We start from the raw sequence: 14942 nt of genomic DNA, 5'->3' as shown, positions 1-14942 counted from the left end.
AAAATTGTTTGATGTTCGATGCTGTGAGTGCCCACACAGATTGCTTGATTCAAATTGTTAAAGAGCGTCACGCTTGTCGCGCTGAGGAGGCGCATATTACGCTCCTCACTTCGAAAGTCAAGCGANGCGCTGAGGAGGCGCATATTACGCTCCTCACTTCGAAAGTCAAGCGATTGTTTTCGCTTTTCTTTCGGCGCCGGCTTCACAAGGAAGCTGGCTCATCAGGTTGGCGTGTTCCGCCGTGCTGGTAGGGGCGCATTATAGGGAGCTGAATCTTTCTGGCAAGTAAAAACACTGTGTTTTATTGAAGAAGACGTTCAAGTGTTTAACCAACAACCAGATCGTGCAATAAGCATCCACTTATGTGCTTCAGGAAGGGTGACCTCCCTCTTTTACCGGCCAAAAAGCCCGCTGTGCCTGACGATGCCTTATAAGGATGCGACGCTTTATATAGGAAGACAGGTAGGGATAAAGGGAGGGATAAATAGAAAAGGGCCCTGCTGGGCCCTTTTCTATCGTGCCGTTACGGCACATCAGATGGAGAAACTGGAACCGCAGCCACAGGTTGTGGTGGCATTGGGGTTGGTCACGGTAAAGCGGGAGCCTTCCAGACCTTCGGTGTAGTCCACACTGCCGCCCACCAGGTATTGCAGGCTCATGGGATCGATCACCATGGTGACCCCACTCTTCTCAACCACTGTGTCCCCTTCATTGATTTTCTCATCGAAGGTGAAACCGTACTGGAAACCGGAGCAGCCACCGCCCGTGATGTAGACCCGCAGCTTGAGCTCGGGATTTTCTTCTTCGGTGATCAAGTTCTTCACCTTGTTGGCTGCCGCATCCGTCATCTGGATTGGCAACGGGGCTTCTGCTACTGCACTCATTACTGACCTCACAACCGTTAAATCCACAAACATGGAAACCGCGAAATTATCCAATACCCGACCATTTAGTTCAAGTATTCACCAAGCTTCTTACTGCACCGCAGGTGCCGGCGCGGGCGGAGCAACCACCAATGGTTTAATCACCTCCCCCCATTCGGCCAGCAACTCCTGGGCTGGTTGCCGACCCTCTTTGCCAATAGTGACACGCACCCGGTCCGGTACAAAGCCTTCCGGCAACTGCCAGTTGCCTTCCAGCAGCTGAAAGTAGCGCAAGGCGTAACGCCCCTCGCCCACTTTCATGCCGAGCTCACGGCTGCCGAGGGTGCTGGGCTTGTCACCCAGGCTCCCTTCTACCTTTATCTGCACCTGACCGCGAAACAGTTCGCGCTTCTTGGCTGGCTGGGTCAAGGCCAGCCGATAGTGATAGCGACCGGGAATACTGGTCTCCTGCAGGGTGAGGTTGTCGATCACCACCCCCACCTGCTCACCCGTCGGTCGCATGATGCGCTCGAAGAAGGCCAGCTGCCGCTTCTGTTCCTGCACCTGGGCTTCCTGATCCTTGAGCGTCTGCTGCAGTTGTTCGAACGCGGCTCTCTGGGTGGCCAGCAGCGTCTCCTTGATGCCGAGGTCACTCTTGAGCTGGCCAATCGCCTTGCCCTGCCGCTCCAGGGTCTCTTGCTGCACCGTCAACAGGCTGCTCTGGGCCAGTTCCTGTCGATTGCCGACGAAATACCCGATCAGCGCGCCCATCAGCAGCACAGCCAACAACTTCACTATCTGGGACATAAGGCCTCTTTTGTTACTGCGCCATACAGCGGCCATGCTCCCTTCACTATACGCGACTAGACCGGATTCGCGCTGACATACAAGGAGTTAACTGGCAATGGCACCGCTGTCTCCCCGCTTTTGACGCGCCGCAAGCCGTAAAGTTCGCTCCAGGATCTGCGAATAGATGGGACGCCCACCCAGCCACTGAGCCACCAGGGTTGCCCCGACCGTGGTGATCATCATGGGCAGGATCAGCTGGTAGTTGTCGGTCATCTCGGTGACCAGCACGATTCCGGTGATGGGGGCCCGTACCGTGGCGGCAAACAGCGCCCCCATGCCGGCGATGGCGAAGGCGCCCGGCTCTACGCCAAGCTCGGGAAATGCGGCATGAAACAGATGACCAAATACGACGCCAAACAGGGTGCCGAGTGCCAGGGTGGGAGCAAACACGCCACCGGGCGCACCGGAGCAGAAACAGATCAGGGTAGCCACCAGCCGGATGGAGAAGATGAGAAACAGGGTCGCCATCGCATATTCACCGCCCATCAGATGGGGAATAAGCTCGGTCCCCCCGCCGGTCACCGAGGGTGCAAACAGTGACAGCACGCCGAAGGTGCCGGCCACCAGCATGCCGATGGCGACAAACCGGTGGCGTTTGTTCCGGTGCAGCGCCAGATAAACATCCTGGCAGGCCAGCACCAGCTTGTTGAAGACGAAGCCCAAAACCCCGAAGGCAGCCCCCATGAAGAGGAACAGCCAGAGCGCCTTCAGCGCCGGAGCCTCATAGTGCGGCAGGCTGATGACAGGCGTCTGACCCTTCATGTTCTGCAGCATCAGGGTCGCCATGATGGCAGAGATCCCCACCGCTTTGATGGCCAGGAAGGAGTAGCGAAACTGGGGGCGCATCTCCTCCATCACGAACAGGATCCCCGCCAGAGGGGCATTGAAGGCGGCGGCCAACCCACCCGCAGCCCCGGCAGCCAGCAGGGCATGGCCGTGCTCCTTCGGCAGCCGGAAGATATCCGCCACCATCTTGCCCAGGTTGCCCCCGATCTGTACCGAGGGCCCCTCCCGTCCCAGCACCATGCCTGAGCTCAGGGTGCAGATGCCGCCAAAAAACTTGACCGGCAACACCCGCCACCAGCGCACCGGACGCAGATCATCCATGGCACCCTCGATCTCGGGAATGCCGGAACCGCCCGCTTCAGGGGCAAAGGAGTGGGTGAGGAAGTAGCCGACAAAGCCCAACAGGGCGCTGAAGCCAAAGCCGAGCAGACCGAGCTGCCACCAGGGGCGATCGGCCAGCAAGGCTAGCCGCAGCCCGGCCAGCCAGTGCACGCCCGATTCGAACAGGCCACACACCAGACCGGCCAGAGTGCCGACCAGGGCTGCCAGCAAGAGTACCAGCAGCGGCATCTTGTCTTGCTGAACAAGCCGCAGCAAGGCAGGGCGTCGCAAGACGGAGCCTGGGGGAGAGGCGAGCGGGTCGGAGGAGGAGAGTTCTTGTTGCACCAACGTATTGCACCATTTGGAAAAACCACATTCGTCTGCAGGCAGACGCGGGGATCATCCGGCATGCCGCCCGGCTGCCCAGCACAGGGCCTTTCTGCTATAGTCGGCCCGTTTCATTTAGCACGGGGCAGGCTTGGGGCCCGGATGACGAGAGCGCAAAGCATACTCCACCGCCCCCCCACTGCCGAGCCGCAATCGGCCGCCTGCGCCTGTGTGACGACCAAAATCCCATTAAGGATGATCCATGTCAAAATCAGATCAGCTGTTTGAACAGGCCCGCCAGACCATTCCGGGTGGCGTCAACTCACCGGTCCGCGCCTTCAATGGGGTCGGCGGTACACCCCGCTTCATCGATCACGCCGATGGTGCCTACCTCTATGACGTGGATGGTCAGGCCTATGTGGATTACATCGGCTCCTGGGGACCCATGCTGCTGGGGCACAACCACCCGGCCATCAAGGCCGCCGTCATCAAGGCGGTGGAGAAGGGGCTGAGCTACGGCGCGCCGACCGAGATCGAAGTGCTGATGGCCGAGAAGGTGCGCCAGATAGTGCCCTCCATGGAGCAGGTGCGTATGGTCAACTCCGGCACGGAGGCGACCATGAGCGCCATCCGTCTGGCCCGTGGCTATACAGGTCGTGACAAGATCGTCAAATTCGAAGGCTGCTACCACGGCCACGCCGACTCCCTGCTGGTCAAGGCAGGCTCAGGCGCCCTGACGCTGGGTCAGCCCAACAGCCCGGGCGTGCCGGCCGATTTCGCCAAGCACACCCTGACCTGCGTGTTCAACGATCTGGATTCGGTGCGGGAAGTCTTCAGCCAGTACGGCAGCGAGATCGCCTGCATCATAGTCGAGCCGGTGGCCGGCAACATGAACTGCATCCCGCCGGTGCCCGGCTTCCTGGAAGGGCTGCGCGCCATCTGTGACGAGGCCGGCGCCCTGCTGATCCTGGACGAGGTGATGACCGGCTTCCGCGTCTCCCTGCGAGGCGCCCAGGGTTACTACAATATCGACCCTGACCTCACCACCCTCGGCAAGATCATAGGGGCCGGCATGCCGGTCGGCGCCTTCGGCGGCAAGAAGAAGGTGATGCAGTACATAGCCCCGACCGGGCCGGTTTATCAGGCAGGCACTCTCTCCGGCAACCCCGTGGCCATGGCTGCGGGCCTCGCCATGCTGGACCTGCTGCTGGAACCGGGTCTGTATGACCAGCTGAACGCCAAGACAGCCCGGGTGGCCGAGGGGCTGAAAGCCGCCGCCGCCAAGCACGGCATCCCGCTTGCCATCAACTACGTGGGCGGCATGTTCGGCTTCTTCTTCACCGACGAGGCCGAGATCACCCTCTACGAGCAGGTGACCCGCTGCGACATGGAACGTTTCAAGCGCTTCTACCATCTGATGCTGGAAGAAGGTGTCTATCTGGCGCCAAGCGCCTACGAGGCAGGCTTCCTGTCGCTGGCGCACGGTGACAAGGAGATTGAACATACCCTGGCCGCCGCCGAGCGCAGCTTTGCCAAGCTGGCGGGTTAATCCCACCCGGTTTGATGAGAGGGCCCTTCACGGGCCCTTTTTCATTGCCCCATGTCTGGCCCACCCCAGGCCCTGCCACGGTTCTGGTGCAATTCCTCAGCGGCCTCCTCCCATTTGCCACTCTCTGGTGCAACAACTCCTGCCATCCCTGTCATAAAGCGGGCCCACTATTTGCACACCATCAGCAGGAGCCCACTTGACCGAGGTGTGTATGGCAGAGATGAGCCCCATCGATGTGCTGCGGCGCTATCAGGAGTACGAACCCGAACTGACCCCCTTGTTGCTGGGGCTGCTCACCGCCCCCCTCGACTCGCTCAGGGGTTATCCCTTCATACTGACCATAGGCCAGAGCCATGAGCCTGCGAGGATCCTGCCCCCAGTGCCAGCGCCGCAAGCACAGCTGCGCCTGGTGGTGCAGGGTCATGGCCGGGAGCTGACGCTCTGCCTCAATCAGCTGATCGCCTGGCTGATGGGGGACAGAGAACGCCGCCGGGCCATGCCCTGGTTCAAGGCGGTGTACGTGGTGCTCAGCATGGCGCTGTTCCTAATCGTCGCCACCCTGATCTGGCATGGGCTGGAGCAGCTCTACCTGCTGCTGTGCGGGACGCAGCAGAACCGGCTCGGTGCCTTCAGCGCCATCATATTCCTGACCCTGGCGCTGGCGGTGTTCGATCTGGGCAAGACGATTCTGGAGGAGGAGGTGCTGCTGCATAAGGACATCTTCCGCCACAGCGCAGTTCGCCGCACCATCACCCGCTTCATCGCCGCCATCCTGATCGCTGTCTCCATCGAGGGACTCTTGCTGCTGTTCAAGGGATCCCTCGGCCAGAGCGAGCTGCTCTGGCCTGCGGTCGGGGTGATGGGGTGTGCCGTGGGACTGCTGCTGGCACTGGGGCTGTATGTGTTTCTGGGAGCCAAGGCGGAGGCGGCACTGGTGCAGGCTAGCCTGCGACGCCCGCCAGCCGGGGTTGAGGCTGACGCCGCAACGCCCACCAGGAGACGCATCTGGTCCAGGAGATATGGGGGACGATGAAGGCCAGCGGCCACGTCAGCATCACCACCGCCTGAACCAGCAAGGTGCGGCAAGCACAGCGCCGAAAAACGGCGCCGGGCAGGCTAGCCAGCGACGCCCGCCAACCGGGGTTGGGACTGGCGCCGCGCCGCCCGCCAGGAGGCGTACATGGTCCAGGAGGTATAGATGACGATGAAGGCCACCAGCCACTTCAGCATCTCCATGTCCATGGATTTGACCAGCATGGCGGCCAGCACCACGCCAATGGGGCCGAAGATGGCCACCGCCAGCACCGCCTTGGCATCGAAGGCTCCCTTGCGGATGAAGGTGCCCGCCGAAAAGACGCTGAGCACGGCGGTGGAGCCCATCATGATGGGGAAGGCCGCCAGCGGATTCATGCCGAGCAGGTAGACCAGCGTCATGCAGGGGGCAAACAGGCCTATGCCGACGTTCATCAAGACCCCGAAGATGAAGTTGCCGAGCAGGGCAATGCCCAGCTTGTAGCCGGTCAGCCCCATGGCATCGCCGCCGAGGGGGAACAGCCCCAGCAGGCCCGCGAAGATGAGCCCGGCCACCACCAACAGGGAGACAGCCATCACCAGCCGTATGGTCTGTCGATCAAACGACGCCACATGGCGTGCCCCCCAGGCCGCCCCCACAGCCGCCGCCACCATCATGCTGATGAGGGTGAGCGGATCCACCTTGACCACTCCGATGAAGATGAGGGACTGGGTCACGGTCGGCAACACGCACTGACCGTTGAGGGTGCCGGGCAACAGGCGATCATCGATCAGCTTGAACTGCTTGTAACAGGCCGTCTTCACCGCGAAGCTGCCGACGCCCAGGGTATCGAGAAAATTGGCAACAAACCCGATGGCAGCCACGGGCCAGAACGGGGTGGGTTCCAGCGATCCCTGTCGCCGTTTTTGCCACCAGGCCTGAACCAGCATGAAGATGAAAGCCAGGGCACAGATGATGAATATCAGGCGCAAAAGATTAATTAACATACAGAGTTCTCCAGCAACGGGCGGCGATTCTAAGGCAGTCAAAATAAAAAATCTTGGTCGGGATCAACCATTCACCCCATGCAAACGATTATCTGGAGAAAGTCCTGGCAGGCGCGCTCGAACGGCTCTGCTAATACTTGTCTATGAGGGCCAGCAGGCCTGGGGCCATCGGTGGTAGTCATGGTCATTTCGCGACGACCACAGTCACCGATGGGAAGTAGCCAAAAAGAAGGCCGGCATGCACCGACCTTCTTTTTTTATTGCTGACCGGCCCGTTGTCCGCAATCCGTCTCGTGCAGCCAAGGCAAACGGGGCGCGAGCCAGCGGATCAGCGCATCCGACAATCCCGTCAGCAACAAGAGTGGCAGGCAGAGCAGGGTCAGCGACAAGGCCCCCACATAGACGTCCGTCAGCCAGTGGGCGCCGGAGAGGATGCGGGGCGCCGAAAACAGCGGCACCATCAAGAGGGCTGTCACTTTGGCCCGGCGCGGCAGATAGCGCAGGGCGAAGCCGGCGAAGATCATCAGAAACAGGGCATGGTCGCCGGGAAAGCTGTCGCTGGAGGAGTCCTTGGTCGGGATCGCACTGAGCTGGGTGACACGCAGCGCATCTGGCACCGTCAGGGTCGGACTGGGCCGGCTGACCGGCAGCAGATGGCCGAACTGGTTGATAGCCAAGGCCCCCAACAGCATGACGATCCCCATGGCCACCAGGCGGCGGCGACCGAGCTCATGGGAGCGGAAGAAACCAGTCGCGAGGATCAGCCCCATGCAGGCCAGCACCGCCAGATCGAACAGGCGATTGTTGGTCACGGCCACCGCATCGGCCCACAGCCGAGACTGGCCCAGCCAGCCGTTGACCAGATGGAAGACGGCGAGATCCCACTGATCCCAGGGACCATGGGCAGGCAGGACACTCCAGCTGATGGCGATCAGGCCCCCCACCAGATAACACGGCACAAACTTGTTCATGCAGACGCTCCTCTCCCCAAAAAAGCGCAATATTTTAGAACATAAAAATCGTGACGTGAATCACATAAATGTAAGCGGGGGTAACAAGACAAGCCGCCGCGATGACCTCAGCTCGGCCCTGTCACGACCAGCCAAAGGGGGTGTGGTGTGCCATCTTGGCCTGAACCCGGCTTGCGGCTAGTATGAGGGCTCTTATTTAGCGAGATGATGAGGAATATGCGCAGCTACCTTCGCATTATGCTGTTTGCCCTGGGTTTGCTGGCGGGCGTTCAGATACCGGGTCTTATCGACCTCTACTACCAGCGGCTGGATGCGCGTCTGCAACAGGCCAACCTCAGCCTGGTGCCGTTTCAGGGCACGGCGGATCAACACTTCAACGGCGATCTGACCGCGCTGGTCAACCACTATCGTACCAATCCCGACCCCGTGTTTGCACAGGATGCCGCCAGCCTGCAGCACCTGGTGAGCCAGCAGCAGACGCTGTTGCAGGAGAGTGCCTTCAAGGATCGCCCCTGGTATCAGCAGCTGACGCACCTGCTGCTGCGCGCCGATGCCCAGCTCTGGCAAGACACACTGCAAAATTACAGCTACCTGGTGCCGCTCAAGCAATCGGCCATCATCTGTGGCATGTCGATAGGCTTCATCGCCGCCTTGCTGGGGGATCTGCTGCTGAGCCTGCTTCTGCTGCCATTTCGAAAGCAACAACCGAGAACACGCCATGCCCTGCGCTAGCTGTAACGCATAAACATCGCTACAGCGACAAAAGTAAAAGGGGCCTGATGGCCCCTTCTTTACTTTCAGACTGACGCGTTCATACCTCGTAAGGCAGCCGTGACTGCGCCACCAGCCGATTGAGTGCCTGCACCACCAGGGGATCGAACTGGCTGCCCGAGCGGGACTGTATGTATTCCATAGTCTGCGCCAGCGACCAGGGTTCCTTGTAGGGACGCCGGCTGAGCAGGGCATCGAACACATCGACCACAGCCACTATGCGGGCCGACAGCGGGATCGCCTCCCCTGCCAGCTGCTCCGGGTAGCCCTTGCCATCGAAATGCTCGTGGTGTCCACGGGCGATCTCGGCCCCCAGCGACAGATAGCTGGTGCCTTCGACCATCTCGCCCGCCTTGTAGAGGATGTTGGCGCCTATGCCCGCATGCTGCTCCATGATGAGCCGCTCATCCGGCTCGAATCGCCCCGGCTTGTGCAGTATGTGGTCAGGGGTACCGACCTTGCCGACGTCGTGCAGTATGCTGGCCATGCCTATCATGTCGACAAAACCGGGGGTCAACTCATCGGGGTAGGCCCCCGCCTGTTGCATCTCGGCCACTATGGCATCGGACAGCTTCTGCACCCGCAGCACGTGCTCACCGGTATCCGAGTCGCGAAACTCCGCCAGTGCGGCCAGCGCCACCACGGTCGCCTCCTGGGCGCGCAACAGCTGGTTGTAGAGATAAAGGTTGTCGTATGCAGCCGAAATCCGCTGACAGAACACATCCAGCAGATCGCATTCGAGGGGATCGAGCGGCTGGGTCGGCGTAAAATTGAGCACAAATTCACGGCCGTTCTGGGCGGCGATATAGAGCGCATCCTGCGGGTGTTCGAAGCGGTTGCGGCGGTTGGCGAGCGCGCTCATCACAGAGTCGTGCAGCGCCGGAAAGGCGCTCAATGGCACCTCGTCGAGCAGGGATTCATAGTCACCTGTGGCGGCCAGGATCTCCAGCTCCTGGGTGCCCGGCCGGCGTTCGACGCAGATGGCCCCCTCCGTGCCCACATCCAGAATGGCGCTGATTTGCTTGAGCACGCCGGAGGCAAATTCCCGAAGCGAATGAAGGTGATAGAGATCCCCCGCCCCCTCCAGTATCTTGCCTAGCCCCTGCCGGCTCTTGTCGATGGCGCAGAGGGTCTCGTAGGAGCGCAGCGAGGCGATCACTGTGGTGTAGAGCTTCTGCACCGTCAGTTCCGTCTTGGTCTTGTAGTCGTTGATGTCGTAATCGAGGATCACCCGCTGCTCCGGGGCCTGACCGGGCTGGCCGGTGCGCAGCACTATCCGCACCAGGCTGTTGTGCATCTCGTTGCGGATCTGGTGTACCAGCCGCAGCCCCGCATCTTCCGTCTCCATCACCACATCCAGCAGGATCAGGGCGATGCGCGGGTTGGCAAGCAGCATACGGGCAGCTTCGGCACCACTGTAGGCATTGAGGAGTTCGAGGGGACGGGATTTGTATTGAATGTTGGAAAGTGCCAGCCGGGTTGCATGATGAATATCCGGTTCATCGTCCACGATCAGTACCTGCCAGGGGTTGATCGCCTTGGTCACCACGACCTCATCATCGTCCAGCTCGATGATGTCGTCATCCAGCCAGATCTCATCCTTGTCTTGGGCACTGCTCATATCGTTCACGCCTCCAGGCGCTGCATGAGTGTATTGACAGTATGTACCATCAGGCAGCGATGGATCACAAGAAGCCGCTGCGTTCAGCCCCTCGTCAACGGCCCTGGAACGCCCGGTTTGCCTGCTTACTCGAAAGGCTCCAGATAGGCCTGGATCGCCTTCTTCAACCACGCCAGCACCTTGCCATGATAGGCGTTTTCCGACAGATAGACGCCATAATCGCGCCATTGCAGGCTGAATTTGTGTTTCAGGGTCAGCAGTTCCCCCTGCCGCAACTGACTCTGGATCAAGGGAGAAGGGAGCACGGCCCAGCCCAGCCCGTCCAGCACAGCATCCCGCATCAACTCGAAGCTGGAGAGGCCTATGTGCTGGCCGCCGATGGGGAGCAGGCTCTTGACCGAAAATTCATCCACGTAGGAGAGGGTGACCTGGGTATGGCCGGTCAAGTCCTGCTGCAATACCCGCTTCAGGCTGGCCAGCGGGTGGCTCGGTGCCACCACCATCAGGGTGCGGATCGGATTGAGCACATCTATGTTGAGACCGCTGCGCTCCTGCTCCTCTGTGATGAGGCCGAAGGCGGCATCGACAAACCCCTCCTCCACCAGGGCGGGCAGCTCGGGGGGCGAGGCCAGCACCAGCGAGATACTGGTGCCTGGAAACTGGCGGCGCAGCGCGCCCAGCAGGTCGCGCCAGACCAGCTCGGGGATGGCATCATCCCGCGCCACCCGCAGCGCCACCTCGGCACCGGAGGCATAGTGCTCACACTTGAGCTTGAGGCTGTTGGCCGCCTGCAGCAGCCGCTTGCAGTCATCCAGCACCAGCTCGCCGATCTCGGTCAATCGACTCTGGTTGGCCCCTCGTTCAAAAAGTTCGACGCCAAGCTCAACTTCCAGTGCCGCGATCGCCGTGCTGACCGCACTGCGGCTCTTGCCAAGACGGCGCGCCGTATTGGCGATGGAGCCGCTGCTGGCGGACTCGACAAAGAGTTGTATCTGATAAAGCTTCATGACCGGGGCCGATGACGGAGGATCCTATATTCACATTACCTCGCCCCTCCTCGGCAAGGCAAACCTTCAGCGTCTGAATAGTCGACGCTCAGCGATTGCTGCACCCAGTCTCACTGCGGCTATCATCTCCCTCGTCGCAGCCACAGAAGGAAATTTTATGTTATTCAGTCGCATGCTCTTAGCTCGCATGTTTTTGACGGGCGCCATCCTGACCGAGGTGGCAGGCACCTCCAGCATGGCCCTGATCCCGGAGAACGAGGCCGGATGGCTCAACTATCTGCCGATGTGGATCCTCATCTCTTTCTCATATCTGCTGCTGGCCAAAGCCGCCAAAACAATCTCCATTGGTATTGCGTTTGCACTGTGGGAAGGCTTGGGGATCGGCCTGATCACCCTGGTCTCCATCCTGTTTCTGGGTTACGACATAGGTACCCAGGAGCTGATAGGTCTGGTGCTGGCAATAGTGGGTATTGTTATGGTGACAATGGGTGAAACCCACGATGAGCCGGTTGCCCGCCCACGTGGCACGGCCAGCCTGAGCAAGATAAAGGAGGCCACATGCACCCGTTGATTATCGTGCTCGGCGCGGCCCTGCTGGATATAGGCGCCAACATGGCGATCAACCGCTCGGTGGGTTTCCGCTACAAGGGCTGGGGCTTCCTCGGCATCCTGCTGGTGCTGTGCGCCTTTACCCTGCTCTCGGAAGCCGTGAGCACCGGCAAGATCGATCTGGCGGTCGCCTATGCCACCTGGGGTGCCATCGGCATTCTCGGTACCGCGCTCGGGGGTCTGCTGCTGTTTGGCGAGCGCCTCAAGCCCATCGGCTGGGTCGGCATGGTGGTGATGGCCGTCGCGGTGGCGCTGCTGACCACGGCTTAACTCCCTTTTGCTCACACAATAAAAAAGCCGCCCGGTTCGCCGGGCGGCTTTTTTGCTGATGGCCACAGACAAGCCAAACGGGTTAACGGGCCGTTTCGTACAGCTCCAGCGGCAGACCATCGGGGTCGGCGAAGAAGGTGAAGCGCTTGCCGGTCAGTTCATCCACCCGCACAGGCTCCACCTCGATCTGATGGATCTGCAGATGCCGGATGACGCGGTCGAGCTCGCTGACCCGGAAGGCCAGGTGGCGCAGACCACAGGCCTCCGGCCTCGAGGGACGTGCGGGCGGTGCCGGGAAGCTGAACAGCTCCAGCTGGCTGCCATCGGGCAGGCCCAGATCCAGCTTCCAGGATTGGCGTGCCTCGCGCAGGGTCTCGGCCAGGATGGGCAGCCCCAGCACCTGGTGATAGAAGTGGCGCGAGCGGTCATAGTCGCTGGCGATGATGGCCACATGATGGATGGCGTCAAACAACGGGAAAGTCATATGCACTCCAGTCAAACGGGCAGCCAGGGCTGCCCGTTTCGTCTATCAGTTGAAGAAGCCGCCGAACCAGTCATCCAGCGCGCTGCGCGGTGAGGAGCTGCCACAGCTCATGGGCTCGGCCAGCCCGGCCAGTTTGGCTGGCACCTGCAGGCTGCCCGGGCAGTCGCTGACCACGCGGGATCCGCTGGCGCGGGAGAAGTTGGCCCAGCTCACCCCTTGCGGCATCTTCAGCGCCAGGCTGTTGACGCCGCGCTGGCTCATGTAGCCGCTAAAGAGCTGCAAGGCGCCGCTGGCCCCGGTCAGCCCGGCGGATGTGTTGTCGTCACGGCCCACCCAGATGCTGACCAGCTCGTTGTTGTCCAGCCCGGCAAACCAGGAGTCGCGCAGCTCGTTGGTGGTGCCCGTCTTGGCCGCCATGGTGGCGCCGGGGAACTTGGCATTCAATGCGCGGGCCGTGCCCTGGCTCACCGTCTTGGTCATGGCGAACAGGGTCAGCCAGCTGGCCTGCTCGTCGGTGACCCGCTTGGCGGTCTGATCATGCTGATAGAGAGTGCTGCCATCGCTGTTGACCACGGCGCGGATCGCCGACAGCGGCTGGGTCAGCCCCTGGTTGGCGATGGGCAGGTACATCTGGTTCACCTCCATGGGCGACAGGGCCACGGCCCCCAGCACCAGCGACGGATAGGGCTGGATCTCCTGCTCGACCCCCAGCTTGTGCAGGGTATCCACCACCTTGTCCAGCCCCACCTGCAGACCCAGATTGACGGTCGGCACGTTGAGGGAGCTGGCCAGCGCATCCATCAGCGGCACGCTCTGGCGGAACTTGCGATCGTAGTTCTGCGGCGTCCAGATCTGGCCATCCTTGCCACGGATGCGGATCGGCTGATCTTTCAGCGGGGTTGCCAGGGTCAGGCCGTTGGAGAGGCCGGTCAGGTAGACGGCCGGCTTGACCAGGGAGCCTATCTGGCGACGGGCATCCAGCGCCCGGTTGAAGCCGGCGTAGCGGGGATCCCGTCCCCCCACCAGCGCAACCACTTCGCCCTTGTGCCAGTCGGAGACCACCATGGCCGCCTCCAGCTTCTTCTTGCCGCGCTGCTTCTCGATGAGCGTCAGACCCGATGCCACCGCCTGCTCGGCGGCGTGCTGGGCGATGGGATCCAGGCTGGTGAAGATCTTGAGGCCGGACTGCTTGAGCAGATCCGCGCCGAAACGGCTCTGGATCTCGCGCTTGAGCAGGCCCATGAAGGCCGGGGTGCGGCCATAACTCATCTGGCCACGGGTGATGATGCCGAGCGGCTGCTTGCTGGCGAGTTCGTACTCGGCCGGTTGCAGGCTGCCGTGATCCATCAGCAGCTTGAGCACCAGATCACGCCGGGTCTTGGCCCGCTCGGGGAAGCGCCAGGGATCGTAATAGGAAGGCCCCTTCACCAGCCCCACTAGCAACGCCACCTGATCTATGTCCAGCTCGTTGACCGGAATGCCGAAGTAGAAATAGGAGGCGAGCCCGAAACCGTACACCCCTTGCGAGAAGTTCTGCCCCAGATAGACCTCGTTGAGGTAGGCCTCCAGGATCTCGTCCTTGCTGTAGCGATAGTCAATGAGCACCGCCATGTAGGCTTCCTGCGCCTTGCGCCACAGGCTGCGCTCGCGGGTCAGGAAGAAGTTCTTGGCCAGCTGCTGAGTGAGGGTACTGCCCCCCTGCACGGTGCGACCGGCCAGCACGTTGGCCGCCATGGCTCGCAATATGGCCACCGGCGAGACGCCGCCATGCTGATAGAAGTCGCGATCTTCGGTGGTGAGCAGGGTCACCAGCAGGCTGTCGGGCACCTCGGCGATGCGCACCAGCAGGCGATCCTCCCGATCCTCGGTATTGAGGCGATCGAGCAGCACAGGGTCCATCTGGGCGTAGCCGAGCTGGCGCTGGTTCTCCAGCGACTGGATCCCCTCCAGCCGCGCGCCGTTGAAGGTGAGGCGCAGGCCGCGGGCACCGTCGGCGCCATCGTGGAAGGCGAACGGGCGGCGAATAAGCTCGATGCGGTTGCCGTTGATCGCATACTCGCCCGGCGTGTGAGGCTGGCGCACCTGCTTGTAGCTCAGCATGTTGAGCTCACGCAGCATCTGGGTCTGGGAGAGGCGCTGGCTGGGGTAGAGCTCCAGCGGACGGCTGTAGACCATCACCGGCAGTTGCCACTTCTCGCCATCGAAGCGCTCGCGCACCTTGGTATCCAGGTAGATGCCAAACACCACCATGAAGGCGGCCACCACCAGGGAGAGCTTGAAGCCAAGCCAGAACAGCTTGCGCCAGATGGTGCGTTTGGGCGCCACCTTCTTGGGTGCGCGCTTGCGTCGTTGCGTTGCCATGAATCCTCTTTGCTATTCGTTATGTCGCCATCGCGGGCGTAGTCATTATCTCATTGGTCTTGGCGAGCGCCGCAGGCTGATTAACCGCGCAGCACCCTAGTCGAACGGCCGTGATCCACCGGTTCGCTCAGGCT

At 61.4% G+C, this 14942-nt stretch carries 14 protein-coding genes; 5 read left to right on the top strand and 9 right to left on the bottom strand.

Annotated features, from left to right (window positions below):
• Nucleotides 1-533: 533 nt before the first annotated feature.
• From erpA to clcA, 3 genes are all read right to left on the bottom strand, one after another.
• Complete coding sequence (gene erpA / locus ACM3N8_RS15695; RefSeq protein ID WP_043141728.1) at nucleotides 534-884, bottom strand: iron-sulfur cluster insertion protein ErpA; 351 nt, start codon at nucleotides 882-884, stop codon at nucleotides 534-536.
• A 90-nt stretch (nucleotides 885-974) separates the two neighbouring features.
• Nucleotides 975-1670 carry a DUF6776 family protein gene (locus ACM3N8_RS15690; protein WP_103472466.1) on the bottom strand — a complete coding sequence of 232 codons (696 nt, stop codon included), beginning with the start codon at nucleotides 1668-1670 and terminating at the stop codon, nucleotides 975-977.
• An 87-nt stretch (nucleotides 1671-1757) separates the two neighbouring features.
• The gene (clcA, locus tag ACM3N8_RS15685; RefSeq protein ID WP_416016305.1) at nucleotides 1758-3167 is read right to left on the bottom strand and encodes a H(+)/Cl(-) exchange transporter ClcA; all 1410 of its coding nucleotides are present in this window, start codon (nucleotides 3165-3167) and stop codon (nucleotides 1758-1760) included.
• Nucleotides 3168-3408: 241 nt separating this feature from the next.
• Between clcA and hemL the strand changes: the two genes are divergently transcribed.
• Both hemL and ACM3N8_RS15675 read left to right on the top strand, forming a co-directional pair.
• The gene (gene hemL / locus ACM3N8_RS15680; RefSeq protein ID WP_416016304.1) at nucleotides 3409-4695 is read left to right on the top strand and encodes a glutamate-1-semialdehyde 2,1-aminomutase; all 1287 of its coding nucleotides are present in this window, start codon (nucleotides 3409-3411) and stop codon (nucleotides 4693-4695) included.
• A gap of 211 nt (nucleotides 4696-4906) precedes the next feature.
• Complete coding sequence (locus tag ACM3N8_RS15675; RefSeq protein WP_290019492.1) at nucleotides 4907-5728, top strand: hypothetical protein; 822 nt, start codon at nucleotides 4907-4909, stop codon at nucleotides 5726-5728.
• A gap of 83 nt (nucleotides 5729-5811) precedes the next feature.
• Here the strand turns inward: ACM3N8_RS15675 and ACM3N8_RS15670 are convergent, their stop codons facing one another.
• The gene (locus ACM3N8_RS15670; protein WP_043141717.1) at nucleotides 5812-6714 is read right to left on the bottom strand and encodes a sulfite exporter TauE/SafE family protein; all 903 of its coding nucleotides are present in this window, start codon (nucleotides 6712-6714) and stop codon (nucleotides 5812-5814) included.
• Between the two features lie 257 nt (nucleotides 6715-6971).
• On the bottom strand, nucleotides 6972-7685 hold the full coding sequence (locus ACM3N8_RS15665) for a phosphatase PAP2 family protein (RefSeq protein ID WP_290019488.1): 714 nt from the start codon (nucleotides 7683-7685) through the stop codon (nucleotides 6972-6974).
• Nucleotides 7686-7889: 204 nt separating this feature from the next.
• On the opposite strand from ACM3N8_RS15665, the gene ACM3N8_RS15660 reads away from it, so the two are divergent.
• A complete protein-coding gene (locus tag ACM3N8_RS15660; protein ID WP_043141712.1) occupies nucleotides 7890-8417 on the top strand; it encodes a DUF2937 family protein in 528 nt (175 codons plus the stop codon).
• A gap of 79 nt (nucleotides 8418-8496) precedes the next feature.
• On the opposite strand, the gene ACM3N8_RS15655 is transcribed toward ACM3N8_RS15660, so the two are convergent.
• Together ACM3N8_RS15655 and ACM3N8_RS15650 are read right to left on the bottom strand one after the other, a co-directional pair.
• Nucleotides 8497-10077, bottom strand: a complete 1581-nt coding sequence (locus tag ACM3N8_RS15655) for a DUF3369 domain-containing protein (protein ID WP_103472471.1) — start codon at nucleotides 10075-10077, stop codon at nucleotides 8497-8499.
• A 125-nt stretch (nucleotides 10078-10202) separates the two neighbouring features.
• Nucleotides 10203-11084 carry a LysR family transcriptional regulator gene (locus ACM3N8_RS15650; RefSeq protein WP_043141706.1) on the bottom strand — a complete coding sequence of 294 codons (882 nt, stop codon included), beginning with the start codon at nucleotides 11082-11084 and terminating at the stop codon, nucleotides 10203-10205.
• 157 nt (nucleotides 11085-11241) lie between these two features.
• Between ACM3N8_RS15650 and ACM3N8_RS15645 the strand changes: the two genes are divergently transcribed.
• Entirely contained in the window at nucleotides 11242-11655 is a 414-nt protein-coding gene (locus ACM3N8_RS15645) for an SMR family transporter (protein ID WP_080741178.1), read from the top strand.
• On the top strand, nucleotides 11643-11963 hold the full coding sequence (locus tag ACM3N8_RS15640) for an SMR family transporter (RefSeq protein ID WP_042869414.1): 321 nt from the start codon (nucleotides 11643-11645) through the stop codon (nucleotides 11961-11963). Before ACM3N8_RS15645 ends, ACM3N8_RS15640 begins: the two co-directional genes overlap by 13 nt.
• Nucleotides 11964-12045: 82 nt before the next feature.
• Here ACM3N8_RS15640 and ACM3N8_RS15635 read toward each other — a convergent pair whose 3' ends face one another.
• Both ACM3N8_RS15635 and mrcB read right to left on the bottom strand, forming a co-directional pair.
• Nucleotides 12046-12447 carry a VOC family protein gene (locus ACM3N8_RS15635; protein ID WP_043141703.1) on the bottom strand — a complete coding sequence of 134 codons (402 nt, stop codon included), beginning with the start codon at nucleotides 12445-12447 and terminating at the stop codon, nucleotides 12046-12048.
• 45 nt (nucleotides 12448-12492) lie between these two features.
• Nucleotides 12493-14808 (bottom strand): penicillin-binding protein 1B, encoded by a 2316-nt coding sequence (gene mrcB, locus ACM3N8_RS15630; RefSeq protein ID WP_043141702.1) that lies wholly within the window; start codon nucleotides 14806-14808, stop codon nucleotides 12493-12495.
• Nucleotides 14809-14942: the final 134 nt, after the last annotated feature.

It is taken from the genome of Aeromonas sp. A04, from assembly GCF_047780465.1.
GTDB lineage: Bacteria > Pseudomonadota > Gammaproteobacteria > Enterobacterales > Aeromonadaceae > Aeromonas > Aeromonas bestiarum.
This window is presented reverse-complemented; position numbering and strand designations above follow the sequence as displayed.

What these genes read in the sequence shown, in the direction of transcription:
- ACM3N8_RS15655 (WP_103472471.1), bottom strand. Translation starts at nt 10,077, where the DNA reads ATGAGCAGTGCCCAAGACAAGGATGAGATCTGGCTGGATGACGACATC.
- ACM3N8_RS15645 (WP_080741178.1), top strand. Translation starts at nt 11,242, where the DNA reads ATGTTATTCAGTCGCATGCTCTTAGCTCGCATGTTTTTGACGGGCGCC.
- ACM3N8_RS15640 (WP_042869414.1), top strand. Translation starts at nt 11,643, where the DNA reads ATGCACCCGTTGATTATCGTGCTCGGCGCGGCCCTGCTGGATATAGGC.
- ACM3N8_RS15635 (WP_043141703.1), bottom strand. Translation starts at nt 12,447, where the DNA reads ATGACTTTCCCGTTGTTTGACGCCATCCATCATGTGGCCATCATCGCC.
- hemL (WP_416016304.1), top strand. Translation starts at nt 3,409, where the DNA reads ATGTCAAAATCAGATCAGCTGTTTGAACAGGCCCGCCAGACCATTCCG.
- ACM3N8_RS15670 (WP_043141717.1), bottom strand. Translation starts at nt 6,714, where the DNA reads ATGTTAATTAATCTTTTGCGCCTGATATTCATCATCTGTGCCCTGGCT.
- mrcB (WP_043141702.1), bottom strand. Translation starts at nt 14,808, where the DNA reads ATGGCAACGCAACGACGCAAGCGCGCACCCAAGAAGGTGGCGCCCAAA.
- ACM3N8_RS15675 (WP_290019492.1), top strand. Translation starts at nt 4,907, where the DNA reads ATGGCAGAGATGAGCCCCATCGATGTGCTGCGGCGCTATCAGGAGTAC.
- ACM3N8_RS15660 (WP_043141712.1), top strand. Translation starts at nt 7,890, where the DNA reads ATGATGAGGAATATGCGCAGCTACCTTCGCATTATGCTGTTTGCCCTG.
- erpA (WP_043141728.1), bottom strand. Translation starts at nt 884, where the DNA reads ATGAGTGCAGTAGCAGAAGCCCCGTTGCCAATCCAGATGACGGATGCG.
- ACM3N8_RS15650 (WP_043141706.1), bottom strand. Translation starts at nt 11,084, where the DNA reads ATGAAGCTTTATCAGATACAACTCTTTGTCGAGTCCGCCAGCAGCGGC.
- ACM3N8_RS15665 (WP_290019488.1), bottom strand. Translation starts at nt 7,685, where the DNA reads ATGAACAAGTTTGTGCCGTGTTATCTGGTGGGGGGCCTGATCGCCATC.
- ACM3N8_RS15690 (WP_103472466.1), bottom strand. Translation starts at nt 1,670, where the DNA reads ATGTCCCAGATAGTGAAGTTGTTGGCTGTGCTGCTGATGGGCGCGCTG.